The sequence below is a fragment of the Rickettsia massiliae MTU5 genome (assembly GCF_000016625.1).
Taxonomy (GTDB): Bacteria; Pseudomonadota; Alphaproteobacteria; order Rickettsiales; family Rickettsiaceae; genus Rickettsia; species Rickettsia rickettsii.
Window position 1 is genome coordinate 779,997 of sequence record NC_009900.1, and the last position, 17,660, is coordinate 797,656.

Sequence of the window (17,660 nt, forward strand, 5' to 3'; positions counted from 1 at the left end):
ACCATAAAAACTATAATGTAAGCAATATGTTTAATGCTATACTTTTAAATACAGGTAATTATTTATCTTATAAAGCCTTGGTAGGTCGGTATGAAACTTACAGTAGTTAAAAACGGAGCATTATCTTTTAACGAGGCTTTAACAATGATAGGTCAAGCTCCGTTAAAAATTAATTCTCCAGAGATTGCAGAAGACGAAATCCCTAAACCATTTATAAAATGGGCAGGGGAAAAAGAAGCCTTATCAAAGAGTTGTGCTTACGCTTACCTGCTAGTTACAATAATTATTATGAGCCTTTTATAGGAGGAGCACTTTTTTTGCACTCGTTCCAGACAAAGCTATTATATCAGATATAAACTTAGATTTGATTATTACATACAAGACAGTTAAGGATAAAGCTCGAGCATTAATTGAGCTGTTAGCTAAGCATAAAGCTAATCACTCTCAAGATTATTACTATGCAATGTCCCGATGGGAGCTTATATGAATCCTAATATTCTTGATAAGGACACCAACATACTTGCGTGTAGTAAAGCTTTACAAAATGCTGAAATAATATATTAGGATTTCAGCAATATTTCGCCTAAGCCTAAAGATTTCGTTTATATGCCATATCAACCTATTAATAATACTTCATTTACAAAATATACAAAAAGCTTGGCTTTACAGAGGCAGATCAGGTTAAGCTTTATGAAAAATGCAGAGTATTAAATAAGAAAGGTGTATATTTTATGCTTTCAAATTCAGATAGCAATTTTATAAAGAACTTATACAAGTCTTTTAGTATAGATATAGTAAATGCACCAGAAGCATAATAAATTGTAAATCCGACAGTGGGCAAGGAGCTAATGAAGTTTTAATAAGAAATTATTAGTACAATGGTAAAACAAATTGCAATTTTACAAGCTAATAAAACTGGAAACGAACTGGAGATTTTTATACATGATCGACTAAAAAGAGAAGGGTATTGTTTTGTACCTAATAAAAGATTTAGTGCAGCTAGGATCCTTAAGCAGCCTATTTATACTAGACAGTTTGAAGTTGGCAAAAATATTTATGATACTAAATGGAAATGCGATTTTATATTATATCATCCAGAACAATCAGGAGGATCGGTTGATGAAAAAATATCCTTATCTTGTGCTAAACATAAACAACAAGGAATTGATGATACTATAATAATAATTGATGGTGATGGATATAAAAAAGAAGCCTTGAAATGGCTCAAGGATCAAGTTGGCAGTAATTTAATAGAAGTGTTTAGTATATCTGAATTTACATCTTGGGTAAATAAAAAGAAAATATAGGTTATATAAGTATATAATTCCCTTAATTTATTTCATCAGTACTTGATGCATATATTATTTAATTTATATTAACTGTAATAATATACAGGGTTATTTATGTTAAAGAAATTTATATTAGTATTGTTGTGTATAAGTAGTTATAAATCTCTAGGAGAATCTAATAAGACCGAGAACAATGTTTCAGCGATAGAAAGCAAAAAAGTTTCTAGTAATGATAAACAACTAAAACCTTTCTACTTAGAGCATTTGGATCTAACTTCGGATTTAAATCCTGCAGAAAAAAGCCTGTTGAGTTTAGAACCTTTATCGCCTATAACAATACGAAACCTATAGTTGTGGATATTCAGGAGAATTTTGAAGGGCTAGATAGAGTTAAAGGGGCTGATATTCGCACTGCAAGACAGAGAGAACTTGTTCCAAATAGTTTGCTAGGAGATTTTTTAGGGGGTTTTATTTCGCGACCACCAACAACAATTTTAGGAGAGAAACTTCAAGATAGGAGAGGATTATATATTCAACAGACTAAAGCTAAAAAATCACCGAAATAATGCAGTAGAGGGGATAAGTAACAGCTTATTTATCAAGCATGCAGCTAATGATATAATAAGTCGATTAGGGATGATTGATAAGGATTTTTCGGATATTCTAGAAATATCGGCTAAATGCGGTTATCTTACGAGCTTACTAAAAAATGCTTATCGAAGTGCCGATATTACCGTAACAGATATGTCGCCTTTATTGCTTGATTCTTTTGAGCATAATCATAAATTATTAATCGATGATGAAGATTTAGAATTGCCAAAAGACTCTTTTGATTTAATTATTTATTCATTAGGGTTACACTGGATAAATGATGTACAACGCTTTTTATCTAATATAAGAATATTTTTAAAGTCTGACGGTATTTTTATCGGTAATTTTGTCGGAGGAAATAGCTTAAAGAATTTACGTAAATCCTTAATAGATACCGAAATAGCAAGTGATTTTAAACACTCTCCTCATATTACTCCTTTTATTCATTTTGATCATGTTCCGATTTTATTTTCGCAAGCAAGATTTGCCGAAGTAATTGTTGACTATGAAAATATAGAGTTAAAATTTGATAATCCTTTAGCTTTAATGAGAGAAATAAAAAATATAGGTGAGGCAAATTCACTAAATGCTAGTCATAATTACGCTATTTCTAAAAAGATGTTTTCTTTACTACAAAATTATACAAACGGCTTTGAAGATAATATCGGCTTTGAAGATAATATTAATTTAATTAGTTTTATTGCTTCACCAAATAAGAATAGTATAAGATTAAAGTTGTTATAAAGGTGATAGTGGTGTATTTTTAGCAGCATTACGTCATTGCGAGGAAATTATGTAAGTAATTGACGAAGCAATCTCACAGGATATTTGACAAGATTGCCACGCAGCCTATGGCTGCTCACAATGACGATCCAACAATTTATTAAGGTCAAACAAATATGCAAGAATTTGATTTAGTGGTAATAGGTAGCGGTCCAGCCGGTTATACAGGCAGTATTAGGGCTGCTCAGCTTGGTATGAAAGTAGCATGTATTGAGAAAAGCGATACTCTTGGCGGCACTTGTTTAAATATAGGATGCATACCATCGAAAGCTTTACTTAATTCTTCCGAAAAATATGAAGAAGCTCTAAAACATTTTGAGAATATAGGTATTACTGCAGATGTAAAACTAGACTTACAAAAAATGCTAGCTAATAAAGATAAAGTAGTTCTTGATCTTACAAAAGGTATAGAAAGTCTATTTGCCAAAAACAAAGTTACTAGGATAAAAGGTGAAGCTAAAATTAGCTCTAGTAATATCGTTGAAGTAAATAAAGAGCAAATTAAAGCCAAAAATATCCTAATTACTACAGGTTCCAGCGTAATAGAAATACCAAATATCAAAATAGACGAAGAATTTATTGTTTCATCTACCGGTGCTTTGAAACTTTCTAAAGTACCTGAGAACTTAATAGTAGTCGGCGGAGGGTATATAGGCTTAGAACTTGGTTCAGTTTGGCGTCGCTTGGGAGCTAAAGTAACGGTTATTGAGTATGCACCGAGCATTGTACCTATGCTTGATAAAGAAATTTCTACACAATTTATGAAACTACAGCAAAAACAAGGTATAGAGTTTAAACTGAATACTAAAGTGCTATCTGCTGAAGTAAAGTCAGGAAAAGTAAATCTGACAATAGAGGAGGGCGGTAAGAGTTCGGTAATAACAAGCGATATTGTGTTGATGGCGGTAGGCAGAAAAGCCTATACGCAAAATCTAGGACTTGAGTCTGTCGGTATTATTACGGATAAGCAAGGTAGCATTGAGATTAATGACCGGTTCCAAACAGCAATTTCAAATATTTACGCAGTCGGTGATGTGGTAAAAGGAGCTATGCTTGCTCATAAAGCCGAGGAAGAGGCTGTAGCTGCCGTGGAAATTATGGCAGGGCAGGCAGGACATGTTAACTATAACTTAATTCCAAGCGTAATATATACTTATCCTGAAGTAGCAAGCGTCGGTGAAACGGAAGAACAGCTAAAAGAACAAGGCATTAATTATAAAGTCGGTAAGTTTCCGTTTTTAGCAAATAGTAGAGCAAGAGCAATCGGTAGTACGGAAGGGATGGTTAAGATCCTTGCCGATAGTAAAACCGATAGGGTGTTAGGAGCTCATATTATAGGAGCTGATGCAGGTACATTAATTGCCGCGCTTACGGCTTATATGGAATTCGGAGCAGCTTCAGAAGATATAGCAAGAACCTGCCACGCTCACCCAACTTTAAGCGAGGCTATAAAAGAGGCAGCACTTAGTGTAGATAAGAGGACTATTAATATGTGATATATTTCTACGTCATTGCGAGGAAAAACTGTAAGTTTTGACGAAGCAATCTCAGGAGTCTTGCTTTATGAGATTGCCACGCTCCTTGCAGTCGCGGCGTTGTTGCATGGCTTGAAAAACCAGTTCGGTGTCATACCGTGGCTTGACCACGGTATCCAGTAAAACCACTAAAAATACTAATAATATTAGTATTTTTAACTAGATCCCACAACAAGTCGCAGAATGACAGAGATGAAGCGAGCGAGCCATGCCACAAGGCCTTCAGTCACTCGCAATGACGAATTTAAGGATATTTATGACCAAACAAGAGCTGCGTCTTTATTTCAAAGAATTTTTAATAAAAAACCAAGATAAGATTAATTCTGATTTAGTCAAAAACTCTCTAATCAATAAAATTAGCCGGTTATTACAGGAGTTAAAAGTAAAGACAGTAGGACTTTACTTTCCTCTAAAATACGAAATTAACTTACTTGAAATAACAAACTTACATCCTAAAATAAGATTCTTCCTACCGAAAATCATAAAAAATGAGATAAAATATTGTCCTTATCATTATAACGATCAATTGGCTTTAGGGGCTTTTAAAACCTATGAACCTATAAATAATGATTTTTTTATTCCTGAGTTAGTTATTATCCCAGGGCTTGCGTTTAGTAAGGAGGGTTATAGACTTGGATACGGCAAAGGACATTTTGACCGATATCTTAATAATAACCGAAATATATTAACCGCCGGAGTTTGTTTAAAAGAACAATTAATAGATAATGTTCTGATTGAATCTCATGATCGTAAGCTTAAATTTATGATTTCGGTATAATAACCTTAATTTTTTTAACTTTTTTTATTGTATAAAATATTATATTTATATATTTTTATTACAAAAATCAACTTAGGGTAAAATGGTTGATATAATAAAAAAAATTGTCGTATTGATCGGTGTACCTTTTTGCTTTTTTTGCACAAGCAGTTGGAGATTGGCTAGAAACAGGACAAATATCCGGCGATACTCAGACTGGAGATATTTGCTTTCAATTAGCATTAGTAGGAGTAAGGACACTTATCATAGATCAGGCATTTAGTAACTTGCCTGATGATGTATACAACGAATATGTCAAAGTAGTACAAGATAGTGAGATACAAGTTACATTAGTTGGCTAATTTGTTTCTATTCATAATAGGCTACAAGTTATTTGATTTATAGCTTTTTTCTCATAAGTTATTACACAAACTTATTATTTCATCTTTATATTTTTGTTTGTGTAAATATTTGCTTTTTAAATTTAGATTTTTAAAATCCTTGTGATTCAATGGCGGGTATTTACTAAGCTTTATTAAATCTTCATCTAAAATAAAATGCTTACGAGGAATATTTATAGTTTGTGCATTCTCTTCACGATAAGCTGCAAGCATTTGAATTTTGTGATTAAAACTCTTATCATCACTTCTATATTTTATTTTTTTCCAAGCATCTTTCGACTCAACCTTATAATTTCTAACATCTAATAAAGAACTAAGAGTAGTTTGATATTTATTAGTTAAATTATTTCTAATAATTATATTATTTAACTCTTTATATATCTTATACAAATACTCCACGTCTAACATTGCATAATTTAACATATCACTAGTAATAGGGCGTTTTAGCCAGTTAGATTTTTGGTGGGTTTTATCGATAGTAATACCGATGAGCTTATAGCAAAGGTCATCATAGCTTAGCTGTTTACCGAAGCCGCAAATATTTGCTGCAATTTGTATATCAAAAACATTAGCAGGTAGTGTTTTAAATAAATTATAGAAAATCTCTAAATCTTCACGAGGAGCATGAAATATTTTAGTAATATTATTATCTGCAAGCAGCTTATTAAAAATATTCAAATCTAAATTGCTTAATGCATCAATTATTCCGCAATATTCTTCTGCTTTAACTTGAATTATACTAAGCTGAGCATAATAAGTATAGCGACGCTCAAATTCCGTATCTATGCTTAAGCATGCCTTATTTGCTAACCGATTACACAATTCTTCTAATGTTTTTTGATTATCGATAATTTGCATAGAAGCTATTTATAAAGCTCCAATAATTTTTAAGAAAAGATTAGTATGAGATAACGACAGAACAACTTCAAGACCGATTAAAATAATAATAATCCACTCAAGTTTGGTGGAATGTTTATAATTAAGATCGTTTGAAAGAATGTCTAAAAGCTCGTGAATCATATTAAGACGATGATTCATTATATTTTGCCGTATTTCTATGTCTTGAAACTCTGCCGTCATGAGATATAGAGGCTCATAACTCGGACGACGCCAAAAGAACTCCGGAGTATCGAATATATCGCTATGCAAACTGATTGAATAACGCTCGTTAAATAATATACCTATTTGCTGTAATATCTCTTTTTTAGAAAGCGATACGCTACCGGTTCTAGCTAGTTCCTGTTGTATAGGGGTTGTCTGAACAATCAAGTTACTAACAGATTGCTCAAGAACGCTAAGTTTAACCGATTGTGCAAGAGCATGAGAAATAGAAAGTTTAACAAAAACTGATTTATCTGCTAAGATTATTTTATTTTTTTCTTCATCAATAAATGTTTTCTTGACTTCCGTATTATATTCAAAATAAATATAATCGGATACCGGCTCTTTAAGCTTATTTACTGGTACTAAATCAGTATCGCTTAAAACTATTTTTTCTTGAATTTCATCGCCGCCCCAAATAGTTACACAACCAAACGGAAAGAAAAATATCTCTATAAAATCAGAATCTTTATTTATCTCTTTCCGAATATATAAAACATCGTCAAAATGTTGAGGTTCAAGACCAATCTTTTTTAAATTAGTAACTAGATCACTCATCTTATATTCAGAAGAAGTACAGTAAGATGAACATCTCATAATTATTAAGTTTAATTTATATAAATTTAGAGTATAGTAGTTAGGAACCTATAAAGTCAATAATATTATAATTATGTATGAAATATTAAGTAATAGAGAAGTTATCAAAATAATAGGTTTCGATTCCGTAAAGTTCCTACAAAATCTCATTACTAACGATATTTGTAAGAGCAATTCAGTTGAATTCGGATACAAGGAGCAAGGAGCGAAGCCTATAATAATAGGCGAGACGACGAGTAACGCAGTAGGCGAGTCCAAATCAATTGACTATAATTATTGCTATACTTATTTGCTTAATAATCAAGGAAGATATTTATTTGATTTTTTCGTGTATGTTCATAACCCTGAGGAAATTTACCTTGATATTGATAAAAGTAATAAAGCTGCTTTGATAGAGTATTTAAACTTCTATAAATTTCGCTCAAAAATACAAGTAATAGATTGTAGTGACGAATATAAAGTTATCTACTCACTTCAAAAATTAGATATAAACTCGCTAATTACGGTTCGTGATCCTCGTTATGCTAAGCTTGGTTTCCGCTCAATAAATAAGCTCGATGTCATACCGTGGCTTGACCGCGGTATCCAGAAAATAATTAAAAAAGACTGGACCCCGTGGTCAAGCCACGGGGTGACAGAGGGGGCACCGCCCCCCTCAACAACATCTCCCAGCGAAAGCGGGAATCTAATATACCTAGAAGATAAATATAATTTTGCAATAATAGATGGTGTGGAAGATTTAATCACAGATAAATCTATTCCAAATATGTATGGTGCTGAGGAGTTAAATGCAATTAGTTTTGATAAAGGTTGTTATGTCGGGCAGGAAGTGATTTCAAGAGCTAAATATCAAGGAGTTATAAGAAGAAAGATATATAAAATTACAGCAGATGAAGATTTATCTTCATTAGTTAAAGATGAAGAAATACTCGCAGATAACAATAAAATTGGCGTAATATGCTCAAGTTATCACAATAAAGCAATCGCCTTAATCAGAGAAGAAAAATATCTTGCCGATAAAGAAGCTGATGTTACCGTTAAAGGGATTAAAATAAACTTATCTCTCGCACCTTGGTATTAAATAATAGTTAATTTTTTAATAATTACTTGACATTTATTAAGTTTTCATGTATTATTATAATTGAGATACAAACTATATTTCATGGTATTTTTTATAAAAAATTAATATAAATTGGAGACTTTTATGTATACACCTTATTAACTTCAGGAAACATACATTTTTGAAGCGCTTTGTAGTTTAATACCTCAACAATAAGATCAGAATGTTAAAAATGTTTTAGAAAATACTGCTGCTGTACAGATATTACACAAAATGATCCTCATCCCTGACACTAATTGGGATAAGAAAGATACAAACGGTAATACTATATTTGAATGGGGTATGTAGAGTAATAGCTCCAATGTTATTGATGTATTTCATCATAACCCTGCACTTATGGCAAAATTTGTTTCAACTGAGAAAGCACAAATTCATAATTTTTCCGTGTTGCTATGGAGTCGCATATTTCTGATGATTTCCGTAAGACACAAATTGTAAAATTTACACAATTAGGTTTAGATATTAATGATCTTGATCAAGATAAAATCATATTGCTTTATATTCTACAATACATATTTAAATAAATATCAGCTTATTACTAATAATCCGAGTAATCAAAATATAAGTTTATTTCAAACTCAAATGGATAAATATATAAAATGATTGAGACTCTAGTTAAATTTGGTGCTAATCCTTCGCTTGAAGCAAATAATATATTAAATTTATTAGCTATCGGTACTTTACAAATACAAAATACAATATCTAAAATGTCTGATAACGGTCATAAATATTTAGCTCAAGCAGATTTTAAAACTTTAATAATGAATGTAAAGAAATTAGTAGAAAAAACATTAGAAAATTGTAACCTAAATTTTACCGGCGGTAATAATATAATTGCTACGCTTGGTAATATAATAGGGTCTATTAAACAAGAGATTTCAAAAGCATCCGGTCAAGAAAAAACATTGTTAATCAACAATTTTAAAGAGCTGAAATCTTTAGCTGAGCCTATAATAGAAAAAATAGTAAAACAGCAAGGATTTAATCCTAACATTATGGATCAATTGAATTCTAATGCAATAGCATGGTTCGGTGAATTTGGAGCCGCATTCTTAGAAAAATGCATAAAAAATACGCATACAAAACCTAATGTAAATTTCTATGATAAGAGTGGTAAAACGCCACTTGATTGGTATAGCGATTATAACGCTACTAAAATCGTAGAAACTTTAATACAAAATGGCGGTAATGTAAATCTTCAGTGTACTCAAGATGCAGCTACTCCTAGCCATAGATTAAATGTATTAGAATAGAAAAACACAGCTATAGTTGATTACAATGATCGTCATAATGCACTTGATGAGTACACAACTTGGTATAATAACGATTATACTGTAGCATCATTAGGTCAGGCATTAAAAGAATTGAATCTTTATGAATAAAAATGATGTCATTCCTAGCTAAAAGCGGCCTTATTGCATGGCTCGTTTATGTCATGCCCGCAGAAGCAGGAATTCAGCATAAAGCGAGATAAAGCAAACTTTAAAAAAATCTTTTAAAAAGTTTTGAAGTACTGGATTCCCGCCTACGCGGGAATGACATCGAGTCTTATGACACCCATGTGTATTCGTAGGAATGAAATACTTTTTTAACTCCACAAAAATATTGTTTGTTTCTTTTTTTATCTTTATTATTATTTGCATAGAAAATCCCTATAACTTCACTCTATGCCAAATATAGATCTCCTTATTTTTACTAGCTTTTTAGCGATTAATTTGCTAGTTGGACTTCTAAATATCAAAAATATAAAAAATATTCGCGAATATGCGATAGGAACAAGGAATTTTTCTACAGGTACAATAGTTGCAACTCTTATTGCTACTTGGATCGGTACTAGTACTTTTTTAATCGATAATTCAAGAATATATACGGACGGATTATTGTACTTATTACCTAGTATATTCGGTAGCGTCGTTAGTTGGTTATTAATTAGTGACTTTATAGCTCCTCGTTTTGAGAATTTTTTGGGTAGCTTATCGGCAGCAGAAATAATAGGGGAGGCGTACGGTAACAAAGTTCGTATTCTTACATCGGTTAGTATATTAATGTCTATAGGTAGGATTGTCATACAATTCCACGTAGCAAGTTTAATATTACAGATATTCTTTAACATTTCAAATTTTTACATAGATTTATGTATTGCCACTATAATAATAAGCTATTCTGCTTTTGGCGGTGTAAAATCGGTTACTTATAGTGTAATTATTCCGGTAATAGGAATTGTCGTATGGAATGTTTTTAGCGATCCACATATAGTTATAGACTCAAATGTACAAACTCGTCTTACTGATTTACAAGGATTGTTTCACTATACTAGTCCTAAATTTTGGATTTCTTTAAATATTTTTATATATTTTGCGATTCCGTCAGTTGGTCCTTCAATTTTTCAAAGAATATTGATGGCAAAAGACACAAGGCAAATATCACGAACATTTTTTATTTCGGCAGTTATTTGTCTTTGTTTATCCGTTTTATTCATTTGGATTGCAATATTATTAGTGTCTCAAGATCCGGTAGTTAACACCAATGAATTGTTTTTACGGATCATTAAAAGTTATATAGGATTTAAGGGGTTAATAGTCGGCATTATTATGGCAATGATAATCGCAAGTACGAACTCTTATATTAACGTTGCAGTGGTAACGTTTACTAATGACATCATTAAAAAAGCTTCATTAAATTATAATTATATAACCGCAATTACTATAGGATTAATAGGTTTTATTATATCGCTCTACACTAAAGATTTAATAAATCTATTTTTATTATTGACTAGCATCTATTTACCGCTAATCACTTTGCCGTTAATTTTGTTAATATACGGTTTTAAATCAAGTGCAAAAAGTTTTTTTATCAGTATGATTGCTGCAATATTAACTATTATATTGTGGCAAATATTTTCTTTAAGAGCAGTTCTCGGTATTTATCCGATACTACCCGCAACTATTGTAAATTTACTCTTTTTCCTTGGAAGCCATTATATTTTAAAGCAACCCGGAGGGTTTAGTTCTTTAAAAGAGCCGCTAGCCGTTAAAATAATCAGGCAAGAGAGAGAAAGAAAAGGTTTGACTTTATTTCGTGATCTTAAGAATTTTAACATCTTTAAATATTGGGAAAGTACCCTACCAAATCAAGAAATTACTTATAGTTATGTCGGTATATTTATTTTAATATCGCGATGTTCTCATCTTTATATACCACCACATCAGGTAGCAGAATAATGAACCATTTGGAGATATATAATATTATTTACCATACCACACTTATAACTGCTGCAATATTAATTACTTATCCTTTATGGTCTTTAAAGTTTCAAAAGAATTATATTATATCTTTATCTTGGTTTGTAGCTACTTTCGTTATATTAATATTTTTCGGTAGTTTACTTGTTATATCAAGTAGTTTTAATCAACTGCAATTAATGTGTTCGATAATTAACTTACTTATAATTGCAACGATATTCAGGTGTTCAGGTGGCAAGCTACTTTACTTATGACCGTTACAGGCGTGTTTGCTAGTATAGAGTTTTATAAATATTTTATGGATGAGAAGTTATTAATTAGCATAGATAGTTTTCAATTCAAAGTAGTATATTCCTAACCTTATTTAGTAGCCTTTATAATAGTATGCTTAAAACCAAGGCAAGAGCAAGAAAAATTAGTTAACCTAAAAAATACTCCTTTAGGTAATAGAGTTAATTATAGAGAGCAGAAATTAGAGAAGTTACTTGATTTGCAACAGGAGTTCTTACGTAATATAAACCATGAAATCAATACGCCGCTAACCGGTATTATTAGCCTTGGTGAAACCTTATGGGCTAATTATGATAAATTTAATGCAGATCAGCATCGCAATGCAGTAGAGATTATAGCTAAAAGCTCTATTAAATTAAATAGCTTGATAAACAATATTCTAGATTTTTCAAAATTATCCAGTCTTAATGATGCACTAAATAAAAAAGATATAAACTTAAGCGAATTGCTACATGAAAGGATTAAAATATGTAAAAAATTATATCTAAGCGACAAAATCTTACATTTTGTATCTGATATTGAAAAGAATATAATAATTATATTCTTTTCAATTTTAACCGTGATCCTCATTATATTAAATACACATTCGATAATCTAATAATAAATGCTATCAGCTATTGTATAGTGAGGGAATAATAAAAATTGATCTACACATGCAAGAAAATAATATCTTGTTTAGTATAAAAGATGATGAAATAGGAGTACTAAAAGAGAAATTGCAGAGTATATTCGGTGTATTTGTCGTAAGCTCTAAAACACTTACACCGGCAGGAAGTAGAGGAGTAGGACTGTGCATTATGTAAGAAAGTAATAGAACTGCACGCCGGAAAAATTTGGGCAGAAAACGATAAACAGGGAAAAGACTACTTTTATTTTTACGATGCCTTTGTAATTGAAAATGTCATTCCGTTGATCACAGGAATCCAGTACTTTTTGCTGTCATACCGTGGCTCCGCCACGGTATGACATTATTATGAAAAAAATTATTTTTAATAAACAACGAGATTTTATATCAATTATAGCACCGGCGTCAAGCTATCCAGATGCACAAGATAAATTAAAGGAAGCTATTAAAATACTAGCGTTGCATGGTTTTAAAACTTTAGTAGATGATAAGATTTTTTCAGGTGATGAATTGCCTTTTTTCGCTGCTTCTAAAGAGGAAAGGTTGAGAATGTTTAAAGAAGCTATGGAAAATGAACAGGTTAAAATAATTTGGGCTTTTCGCGACGGATATGGATGCAGTGAATTTGTAGAAGATTGTTTTAATATAGAACAAAAAGGGGATAAAGTCCTGATAGGCTATAGCGATATTACCGTTTTGCATTTATTACTAAATAACCATTATAATATCCCAACTATTCACGGTTCAGTGTTAACTTCGTTACTACCGCCTACTAATCAGGATATTATGCCTATAATAAATGTTCTTAAAGGAGAAAAGAGTGAAATACAACTTATACCTATAAAGAAAATTAGTGAGGAAAATATAACAGGTACAATAACAGGCGGAAATTTAACGGTTTTAACTAAATTGATTAGTACTGGTTTGCAAATTCATTCTCATTCCTATGCTTCTTTATGTCATCCCTGTGAAAGCGGGAATCCAGAAAAAATAATACTGGATCCCCGTTTTCACAGGGATGACAATAAAATTCTATTGCTTGAAGACGTTAATGAAAAAGCCTATGCCGTACATCGTAATCTAGTTCAATTAAAAAATACCGGTATATTTGAATGCATAAAGGCAATAATCTTTGGTGATTTTACTAAAGAGGATGAGTTTGTAGAACAAGCTATAAAAAGTTTTTGTTTAAATCATATTCAAAATATTGGAACTTATAAAGCAGCAGGAATAGGGCATGGAGAAGTACATCATCCGGTTATTATGAATCATGAAGCAATTATAAACAGTAATGTTTTAAGTTTTACTAGCCCTTTTGAAATAGTAGAAAACAAATGACAAATTCTATCAGAATAGGTACAAGAAAAAGTCCACTTGCTTTAATACACACTAATTTAGTTATTCAGCAAATCAAACAATTTTTTCCTGATATTAATTGTAAAATAGTGCCGATTATTACTAGCGGGGATTTAATCCAAAATAAACCATTATACGATATAGGCGGTAAAGCTTTATTTTTAAAGGAAATAGAGCAAGCCTTGCTTGATAAAAAAATTGACTTAGCTGTTCATTCTTTAAAAGATGTACCGGGTAGAATACCTGAACCGCTAGTAATAGCTGCTGTTTTAGAGCGTGAAGACCCCAGAGATGTTTTTGTTTGTCTAAAATATAAATCTATAGAAGAGCTGCCGCAAAATGCCGTAATAGGTAGCTCGGCAGTACGAAGAAAAGCATTTATCCAAAAAATAAGACCGGATTTAAAGGTAACGGTTTTTAGAGGGAATGTTGATTCAAGAATAAAAAAGCTAATGACCGGCGAAGTTGACGCAACAATTTTAGCATATACAGGTCTTAAAAGGTTAGAGGCGTTTAATCCGGAGTATTGCCATTTGATAGAGTATTCACAGATGTTACCGTGCATAGGGCAGGGAGTCATTGCAGTTGAGATTAGAAAAGACGATAATGCTATGCTTAAGATATGCAACCAAATTAATCATCTTCCCACTTTTGAACTAATAAAACCCGAAAGAGCATTTTTAGAGTATCTAGATGCTAATTGCCGCACCCCGATTGCTGCTTATTCACAATATCTAGATGCAGATCCTAGACATCTTTCCAAACTCGCTTATAGGAAGGCATTTGAAGGAAACACGGAAGCACTTGCCACCGCAGCGTACAAAAGCGATCGCACAGATGCGAGTACCGGACTGACGTACAAATTACCCCTAGAAGTAGAGTTTGGAAAGATGTCTAATATACAAACCGATTTTATGCTCGGTAACCTTGACGGCAGTAAAATAACTTTCCATACCGAAACTACCAATATAAAAACTTCAACAGAAGCAGGCATAAAAGCCGCTAAAATGATGTTGGAAGCTATCTGTAAATAAATTTTAATCGATAATTTAATTCTTTTTTGCTGCAAATTATAAGATTTTTTTGAAATATGAATAACATCCTATCAAAAATCTTATCAATTTTTGCTAAAAAAGCTCTTTACTTGCTAATTACAATTTATTTACAGATAACCTCTTAAATCAACTAGACAAATAGATATTTAGACTTAGAATTACCAAAAGGACAGTCCTGTTTTTTATGGGGAGCACGTAAAACTGGTAAGTCAACATATCTGAAACAACGTTTTCCGGATAGTTTATATATAGATTTATTACAAGCTGATATCTATAAAGTTTACTTTCAAAATCCTGAACGTTTCAGAGAAGAGCTTAAGTCAAAAGACGGCATCTCAACTATTATTATTGATGAGGTACAAAAAATTCCCTTACTGTTAGATGAGGTTCATTATTTAATAGAATCTAATAAATCTTTACAATTTATCCTTTGTGGCTCCAGTGCTAGGCGCTTAAAATCAACAGGTAGCAATTTACTTTTGACGGAAGAGCTTGGAGATATATGTTTTTGCCGCTATGCTATTCTGATCAAACGGTGAGATGATAAATTATAGTAATATAGCAAGAGATTGCGGTGTTGATGCAAAAACCGTTAGAACATATCTTGAAATATTAGAAGATATGTATTTAGGACATCATCTTTATCCGTATAGAAGATCACGTAGTAAAAGGCAAATTATTACGGAAATGCCTAAATTTTACCTTTTTGATACCGCACTTAGCAATTACCTAAGGAAATATGAATATCAGGAAATGACAGGGTTTGATGCTGGTAAATCTTTTGAGCATTATGTATTCTTAGAATTAATAGCTTATAAATATTTAAACGACAAAAGAGATGAGTTATTTTATTGGCGTACTAAAGAAGGATATGAGGTTGATTTTATATTTCAAAATAATGCATTTGAAGTTAAAATTGCTTCTTCTATACAAAAAAATCATTTAAAAGGTCTATTAGAATTTAGTAAAGATAGTGATTTTAAATTACATGTTATATCTTTTGAAAAAACAAAACGTATAATTAATTTAGAAAATAAAAAAATTACCATTTGGCCTATTCAAGAATTTTTAGATACTCTTTGGAATAATGAAATATGGCGATAAAATAATTAATAAATTTTAATTTAAAACTGAAAACAGTATGGTTTATTACCCATATAAATATATGGACATTTAGTATAGAGCTAATAAGTATTATTAAATTAATCGATTAAAGGCTAAAAATGTATTCTTCTTTTGAATAGGATGAAGAAAAAAATAAAATTAATATTGGTAAGCATAACGTAAGCTTTTATGAAGCTCAAAGAGTTTTTCTAGATATCAAAAGGATAATCCTTCAAGATGTAGACCATAGTATTACAGAAAAAAGATATTTTTGTTTAGGTAAAGTTGATGGTAATATTTTACCGTTTTATGTTCCGAGATAATCATATAAGAATTTTTGGAGCAGGATACTGGCATAAAGGTAAGAGAATTTATGAGCAAGAGAATAAAATACACTGATGGGGAAATAGGGGAAGTAAAAATAGTAAAAGATTTCTTGCCGCACCCTAGAGAACTTTTATTAAAAGATGATTCAGTAAAAGTAACCATTTCTTTAAGTAAAGAGAGCGTAGAATTTTTTAAATCATAAGCAGCAACTGCACATGTTTCTTATCAAAAAATGATTAGGATTTTACTAGATAAATTACTAAGCACTATAAAGAAAATAAAAGGGCATAATACTATAAACTGAGCTGGCGGATAGGGTGGGATTCGAACCCACGGTACGGTTGCCCGTACGCCAGTTTTCAAGACTAGTGCCTTAAACCGCTCGGCCACCTATCCAAGAAGATTCATACCAAATAATCTTATATATTTCAAGGGAAATCTTGCAATATATGAATTTAAATTACAAATCCGAAGTGTTCTTTCACTGCGTTAACCGTTTCAGAAGCTCTAATTCTTGCTTTTTCTGCTCCTTTGTGCAGTATTTTTAATAAATATTCTTTATCATTCATTAATTCTAAATATTTATCACGTATCGGTTGTAGATTTGTAATAATAATTTCTGCCAAATCTTCTTTAAATTTTGCGAAGCCTTGGTTTTGATAATTACCGATTATTTTTTCCAAGCTTTCTTCGGATAAACTTCTATAAATATCTAATAAATTACTAATTTCCGGTCTTGTTTCTTTATCATAGCTAGCAAAACTTAAGTGATCGGTTTTGGCTTTTTTTATTTTTTGATGAATAAGATCGTTATCATCTTTTAAATTGATACGGGAAAAATCCGAAATATCAGATTTACTCATTTTCTTTAATCCATCCCGTAAGCTCATGATTCTTGTGCCTGTTGCACTAATTAAAACCTCAGGAACTTTTAGAATTTCTTTGTTAAATTTTCTATTTATTACCCCTGCGATATCTCTTGTTAGCTCTAAATGCTGCTTCTGATCCTCACCTACAGGCACTATATCGGCTTTATATATTAAGATATCCGCTGCCATAAGTACCGGATAGGACAATAACCCCAGACAAGCCTTTTCTTGATCACTACCTGCTTTATCTTTAAATTGCGTCATGCGCTTTAACCATCCAAGCGGTGTAACGCAATTTAGTAACCAAGCAAGTTCAGTATGCTCTTTCACCATACTTTGGGCAAAAATCGTTACTTTGTCGGGGTTAAGCCCTGCTGCTAAATAAAAAGCAAGCACCTCCATAATTGAATTGTTAAGTTCTGATGGCTTAATATCAACCGTGATAGCATGCAAATCTGCTAAGAAGAAAAAACAATTATATTCTTCCTGCATTTTAACCCAGTTTTTAATTGCACCAAGATAGTTACCAAGGTGTAAAGCACCGGTTGCTTGCACACCGGAAAGAACAGTTTTTTTCATTTAATACCTTTTTATTTTACTCATTGTAAAATTATGTT

The 17,660-nt window shown here is 31.6% G+C and carries 19 protein-coding genes, 1 tRNA gene and 7 pseudogenes; 23 read left to right on the forward strand and 4 right to left on the reverse strand.

What is annotated here, in order from left to right; genetic code table 11:
• The first annotated feature begins 90 nt into the window (after positions 1 to 90).
• The 10 genes and pseudogenes from RMA_RS04190 (at position 91) to RMA_RS04230 (ending at position 5,317) form a co-directional block, all read left to right on the forward strand.
• Entirely contained in the window at positions 91 to 303 is a 213-nt protein-coding gene (locus RMA_RS04190) for a hypothetical protein (RefSeq protein ID WP_041404734.1), read from the forward strand.
• Positions 219 to 487: pseudogene (locus RMA_RS10960) on the forward strand (DNA adenine methylase). Before RMA_RS04190 ends, RMA_RS10960 begins: the two are co-directional and overlap by 85 nt.
• A pseudogene (locus RMA_RS12005) lies at positions 472 to 761 on the forward strand (DNA adenine methylase); the annotation flags it as partial. The pseudogenes RMA_RS10960 and RMA_RS12005, both read left to right, overlap by 16 nt.
• 117 nt (positions 762 to 878) lie before the next feature.
• Positions 879 to 1,307, forward strand: a complete 429-nt coding sequence (locus tag RMA_RS07605; protein WP_049749364.1) for a PD-(D/E)XK nuclease superfamily protein — start codon at positions 879 to 881, stop codon at positions 1,305 to 1,307.
• Between the two features lie 96 nt (positions 1,308 to 1,403).
• A pseudogene (locus RMA_RS04210) lies at positions 1,404 to 1,855 on the forward strand (hypothetical protein).
• 31 nt (positions 1,856 to 1,886) lie between these two features.
• Positions 1,887 to 2,624: a methyltransferase domain-containing protein gene (locus RMA_RS04215; protein ID WP_269208498.1), complete on the forward strand. Its 738-nt coding sequence runs from the start codon at positions 1,887 to 1,889 to the stop codon at positions 2,622 to 2,624.
• Between the two features lie 155 nt (positions 2,625 to 2,779).
• On the forward strand, positions 2,780 to 4,159 hold the full coding sequence (gene lpdA / locus RMA_RS04220) for a dihydrolipoyl dehydrogenase (protein WP_012152890.1): 1,380 nt from the start codon (positions 2,780 to 2,782) through the stop codon (positions 4,157 to 4,159).
• Positions 4,160 to 4,261: 102 nt separating this feature from the next.
• A pseudogene (locus tag RMA_RS12280) lies at positions 4,262 to 4,426 on the forward strand (MFS transporter); the annotation flags it as partial.
• Between the two features lie 28 nt (positions 4,427 to 4,454).
• The gene (locus tag RMA_RS04225; RefSeq protein ID WP_041404735.1) at positions 4,455 to 4,976 is read left to right on the forward strand and encodes a 5-formyltetrahydrofolate cyclo-ligase; all 522 of its coding nucleotides are present in this window, start codon (positions 4,455 to 4,457) and stop codon (positions 4,974 to 4,976) included.
• Between the two features lie 112 nt (positions 4,977 to 5,088).
• A pseudogene (locus RMA_RS04230) lies at positions 5,089 to 5,317 on the forward strand (hypothetical protein).
• Between the two features lie 51 nt (positions 5,318 to 5,368).
• Here the strand turns inward: RMA_RS04230 and RMA_RS04235 are convergent.
• Both RMA_RS04235 and RMA_RS04240 read right to left on the reverse strand, forming a co-directional pair.
• Positions 5,369 to 6,214 (reverse strand): ribonuclease D, encoded by an 846-nt coding sequence (locus tag RMA_RS04235; protein WP_014365731.1) that lies wholly within the window; start codon positions 6,212 to 6,214, stop codon positions 5,369 to 5,371.
• Between the two features lie 9 nt (positions 6,215 to 6,223).
• Complete coding sequence (locus tag RMA_RS04240) at positions 6,224 to 7,015, reverse strand: RMD1 family protein (RefSeq protein ID WP_012150942.1); 792 nt, start codon at positions 7,013 to 7,015, stop codon at positions 6,224 to 6,226.
• Positions 7,016 to 7,127: 112 nt separating this feature from the next.
• Between RMA_RS04240 and RMA_RS04245 the strand changes: the two genes are divergently transcribed.
• The 13 genes and pseudogenes from RMA_RS04245 to RMA_RS12010 all read left to right on the forward strand — a co-directional run bounded on the left by RMA_RS04245 (position 7,128) and on the right by RMA_RS12010 (position 16,465).
• The gene (locus RMA_RS04245) at positions 7,128 to 8,135 is read left to right on the forward strand and encodes a YgfZ/GcvT domain-containing protein (RefSeq protein WP_041404736.1); all 1,008 of its coding nucleotides are present in this window, start codon (positions 7,128 to 7,130) and stop codon (positions 8,133 to 8,135) included.
• Positions 8,136 to 8,387: 252 nt separating this feature from the next.
• Positions 8,388 to 8,694: pseudogene (locus RMA_RS10970) on the forward strand (hypothetical protein).
• Between the two features lie 79 nt (positions 8,695 to 8,773).
• On the forward strand, positions 8,774 to 9,427 hold the full coding sequence (locus RMA_RS04250) for an ankyrin repeat domain-containing protein (protein ID WP_041404737.1): 654 nt from the start codon (positions 8,774 to 8,776) through the stop codon (positions 9,425 to 9,427).
• Positions 9,428 to 9,841: 414 nt separating this feature from the next.
• Complete coding sequence (locus RMA_RS04255; protein WP_238375390.1) at positions 9,842 to 11,395, forward strand: sodium:solute symporter; 1,554 nt, start codon at positions 9,842 to 9,844, stop codon at positions 11,393 to 11,395.
• Positions 11,395 to 11,670 (forward strand): hypothetical protein, encoded by a 276-nt coding sequence (locus RMA_RS10975; RefSeq protein ID WP_238375391.1) that lies wholly within the window; start codon positions 11,395 to 11,397, stop codon positions 11,668 to 11,670. The genes RMA_RS04255 and RMA_RS10975 overlap by 1 nt, the downstream gene beginning before the upstream one ends.
• A 236-nt stretch (positions 11,671 to 11,906) precedes the next feature.
• Entirely contained in the window at positions 11,907 to 12,305 is a 399-nt protein-coding gene (locus RMA_RS04260) for a sensor histidine kinase (protein WP_041404738.1), read from the forward strand.
• A gap of 55 nt (positions 12,306 to 12,360) precedes the next feature.
• A complete protein-coding gene (locus RMA_RS09385; RefSeq protein ID WP_041404739.1) occupies positions 12,361 to 12,510 on the forward strand; it encodes an ATP-binding protein in 150 nt (49 codons plus the stop codon).
• A 170-nt stretch (positions 12,511 to 12,680) separates the two neighbouring features.
• Positions 12,681 to 13,670, forward strand: coding sequence for an LD-carboxypeptidase (locus tag RMA_RS04270; RefSeq protein WP_041404740.1), 990 nt, complete (start codon positions 12,681 to 12,683; stop codon positions 13,668 to 13,670).
• The gene (gene hemC, locus RMA_RS04275; protein ID WP_012152897.1) at positions 13,667 to 14,722 is read left to right on the forward strand and encodes a hydroxymethylbilane synthase; all 1,056 of its coding nucleotides are present in this window, start codon (positions 13,667 to 13,669) and stop codon (positions 14,720 to 14,722) included. Before RMA_RS04270 ends, hemC begins: the two co-directional genes overlap by 4 nt.
• A gap of 239 nt (positions 14,723 to 14,961) precedes the next feature.
• Positions 14,962 to 15,282 (forward strand): AAA family ATPase, encoded by a 321-nt coding sequence (locus tag RMA_RS10265; protein ID WP_238375579.1) that lies wholly within the window; start codon positions 14,962 to 14,964, stop codon positions 15,280 to 15,282.
• Position 15,283: 1 nt separating this feature from the next.
• Positions 15,284 to 15,847 (forward strand): ATP-binding protein, encoded by a 564-nt coding sequence (locus RMA_RS10980; protein ID WP_238375392.1) that lies wholly within the window; start codon positions 15,284 to 15,286, stop codon positions 15,845 to 15,847.
• A gap of 164 nt (positions 15,848 to 16,011) precedes the next feature.
• A complete protein-coding gene (locus RMA_RS10985) occupies positions 16,012 to 16,170 on the forward strand; it encodes a BrnT family toxin (protein ID WP_238375580.1) in 159 nt (52 codons plus the stop codon).
• Between the two features lie 50 nt (positions 16,171 to 16,220).
• Positions 16,221 to 16,465 (forward strand): annotated as a pseudogene (locus RMA_RS12010) (CopG family transcriptional regulator).
• 15 nt (positions 16,466 to 16,480) lie between these two features.
• Here the strand turns inward: RMA_RS12010 and RMA_RS04290 are convergent.
• Together RMA_RS04290 and trpS are read right to left on the reverse strand one after the other, a co-directional pair.
• Positions 16,481 to 16,570, reverse strand: a tRNA-Ser gene (locus RMA_RS04290).
• A 59-nt stretch (positions 16,571 to 16,629) separates the two neighbouring features.
• The gene (gene trpS / locus RMA_RS04295; RefSeq protein ID WP_012152898.1) at positions 16,630 to 17,622 is read right to left on the reverse strand and encodes a tryptophan--tRNA ligase; all 993 of its coding nucleotides are present in this window, start codon (positions 17,620 to 17,622) and stop codon (positions 16,630 to 16,632) included.
• Positions 17,623 to 17,660: the final 38 nt, after the last annotated feature.

What these genes read in the sequence shown, in the direction of transcription:
- RMA_RS04190 (WP_041404734.1), top strand. Translation starts at nt 91, where the DNA reads ATGAAACTTACAGTAGTTAAAAACGGAGCATTATCTTTTAACGAGGCT.
- RMA_RS07605 (WP_049749364.1), top strand. Translation starts at nt 879, where the DNA reads ATGGTAAAACAAATTGCAATTTTACAAGCTAATAAAACTGGAAACGAA.
- lpdA (WP_012152890.1), top strand. Translation starts at nt 2,780, where the DNA reads ATGCAAGAATTTGATTTAGTGGTAATAGGTAGCGGTCCAGCCGGTTAT.
- RMA_RS04225 (WP_041404735.1), top strand. Translation starts at nt 4,455, where the DNA reads ATGACCAAACAAGAGCTGCGTCTTTATTTCAAAGAATTTTTAATAAAA.
- RMA_RS04235 (WP_014365731.1), bottom strand. Translation starts at nt 6,214, where the DNA reads ATGCAAATTATCGATAATCAAAAAACATTAGAAGAATTGTGTAATCGG.
- RMA_RS04240 (WP_012150942.1), bottom strand. Translation starts at nt 7,015, where the DNA reads ATGAGTGATCTAGTTACTAATTTAAAAAAGATTGGTCTTGAACCTCAA.
- RMA_RS04245 (WP_041404736.1), top strand. Translation starts at nt 7,128, where the DNA reads ATGTATGAAATATTAAGTAATAGAGAAGTTATCAAAATAATAGGTTTC.
- RMA_RS04250 (WP_041404737.1), top strand. Translation starts at nt 8,774, where the DNA reads ATGATTGAGACTCTAGTTAAATTTGGTGCTAATCCTTCGCTTGAAGCA.
- RMA_RS04255 (WP_238375390.1), top strand. Translation starts at nt 9,842, where the DNA reads ATGCCAAATATAGATCTCCTTATTTTTACTAGCTTTTTAGCGATTAAT.
- RMA_RS10975 (WP_238375391.1), top strand. Translation starts at nt 11,395, where the DNA reads ATGAACCATTTGGAGATATATAATATTATTTACCATACCACACTTATA.
- RMA_RS09385 (WP_041404739.1), top strand. Translation starts at nt 12,361, where the DNA reads ATGCAAGAAAATAATATCTTGTTTAGTATAAAAGATGATGAAATAGGA.
- RMA_RS04270 (WP_041404740.1), top strand. Translation starts at nt 12,681, where the DNA reads ATGAAAAAAATTATTTTTAATAAACAACGAGATTTTATATCAATTATA.
- hemC (WP_012152897.1), top strand. Translation starts at nt 13,667, where the DNA reads ATGACAAATTCTATCAGAATAGGTACAAGAAAAAGTCCACTTGCTTTA.
- RMA_RS10980 (WP_238375392.1), top strand. Translation starts at nt 15,284, where the DNA reads ATGATAAATTATAGTAATATAGCAAGAGATTGCGGTGTTGATGCAAAA.
- trpS (WP_012152898.1), bottom strand. Translation starts at nt 17,622, where the DNA reads ATGAAAAAAACTGTTCTTTCCGGTGTGCAAGCAACCGGTGCTTTACAC.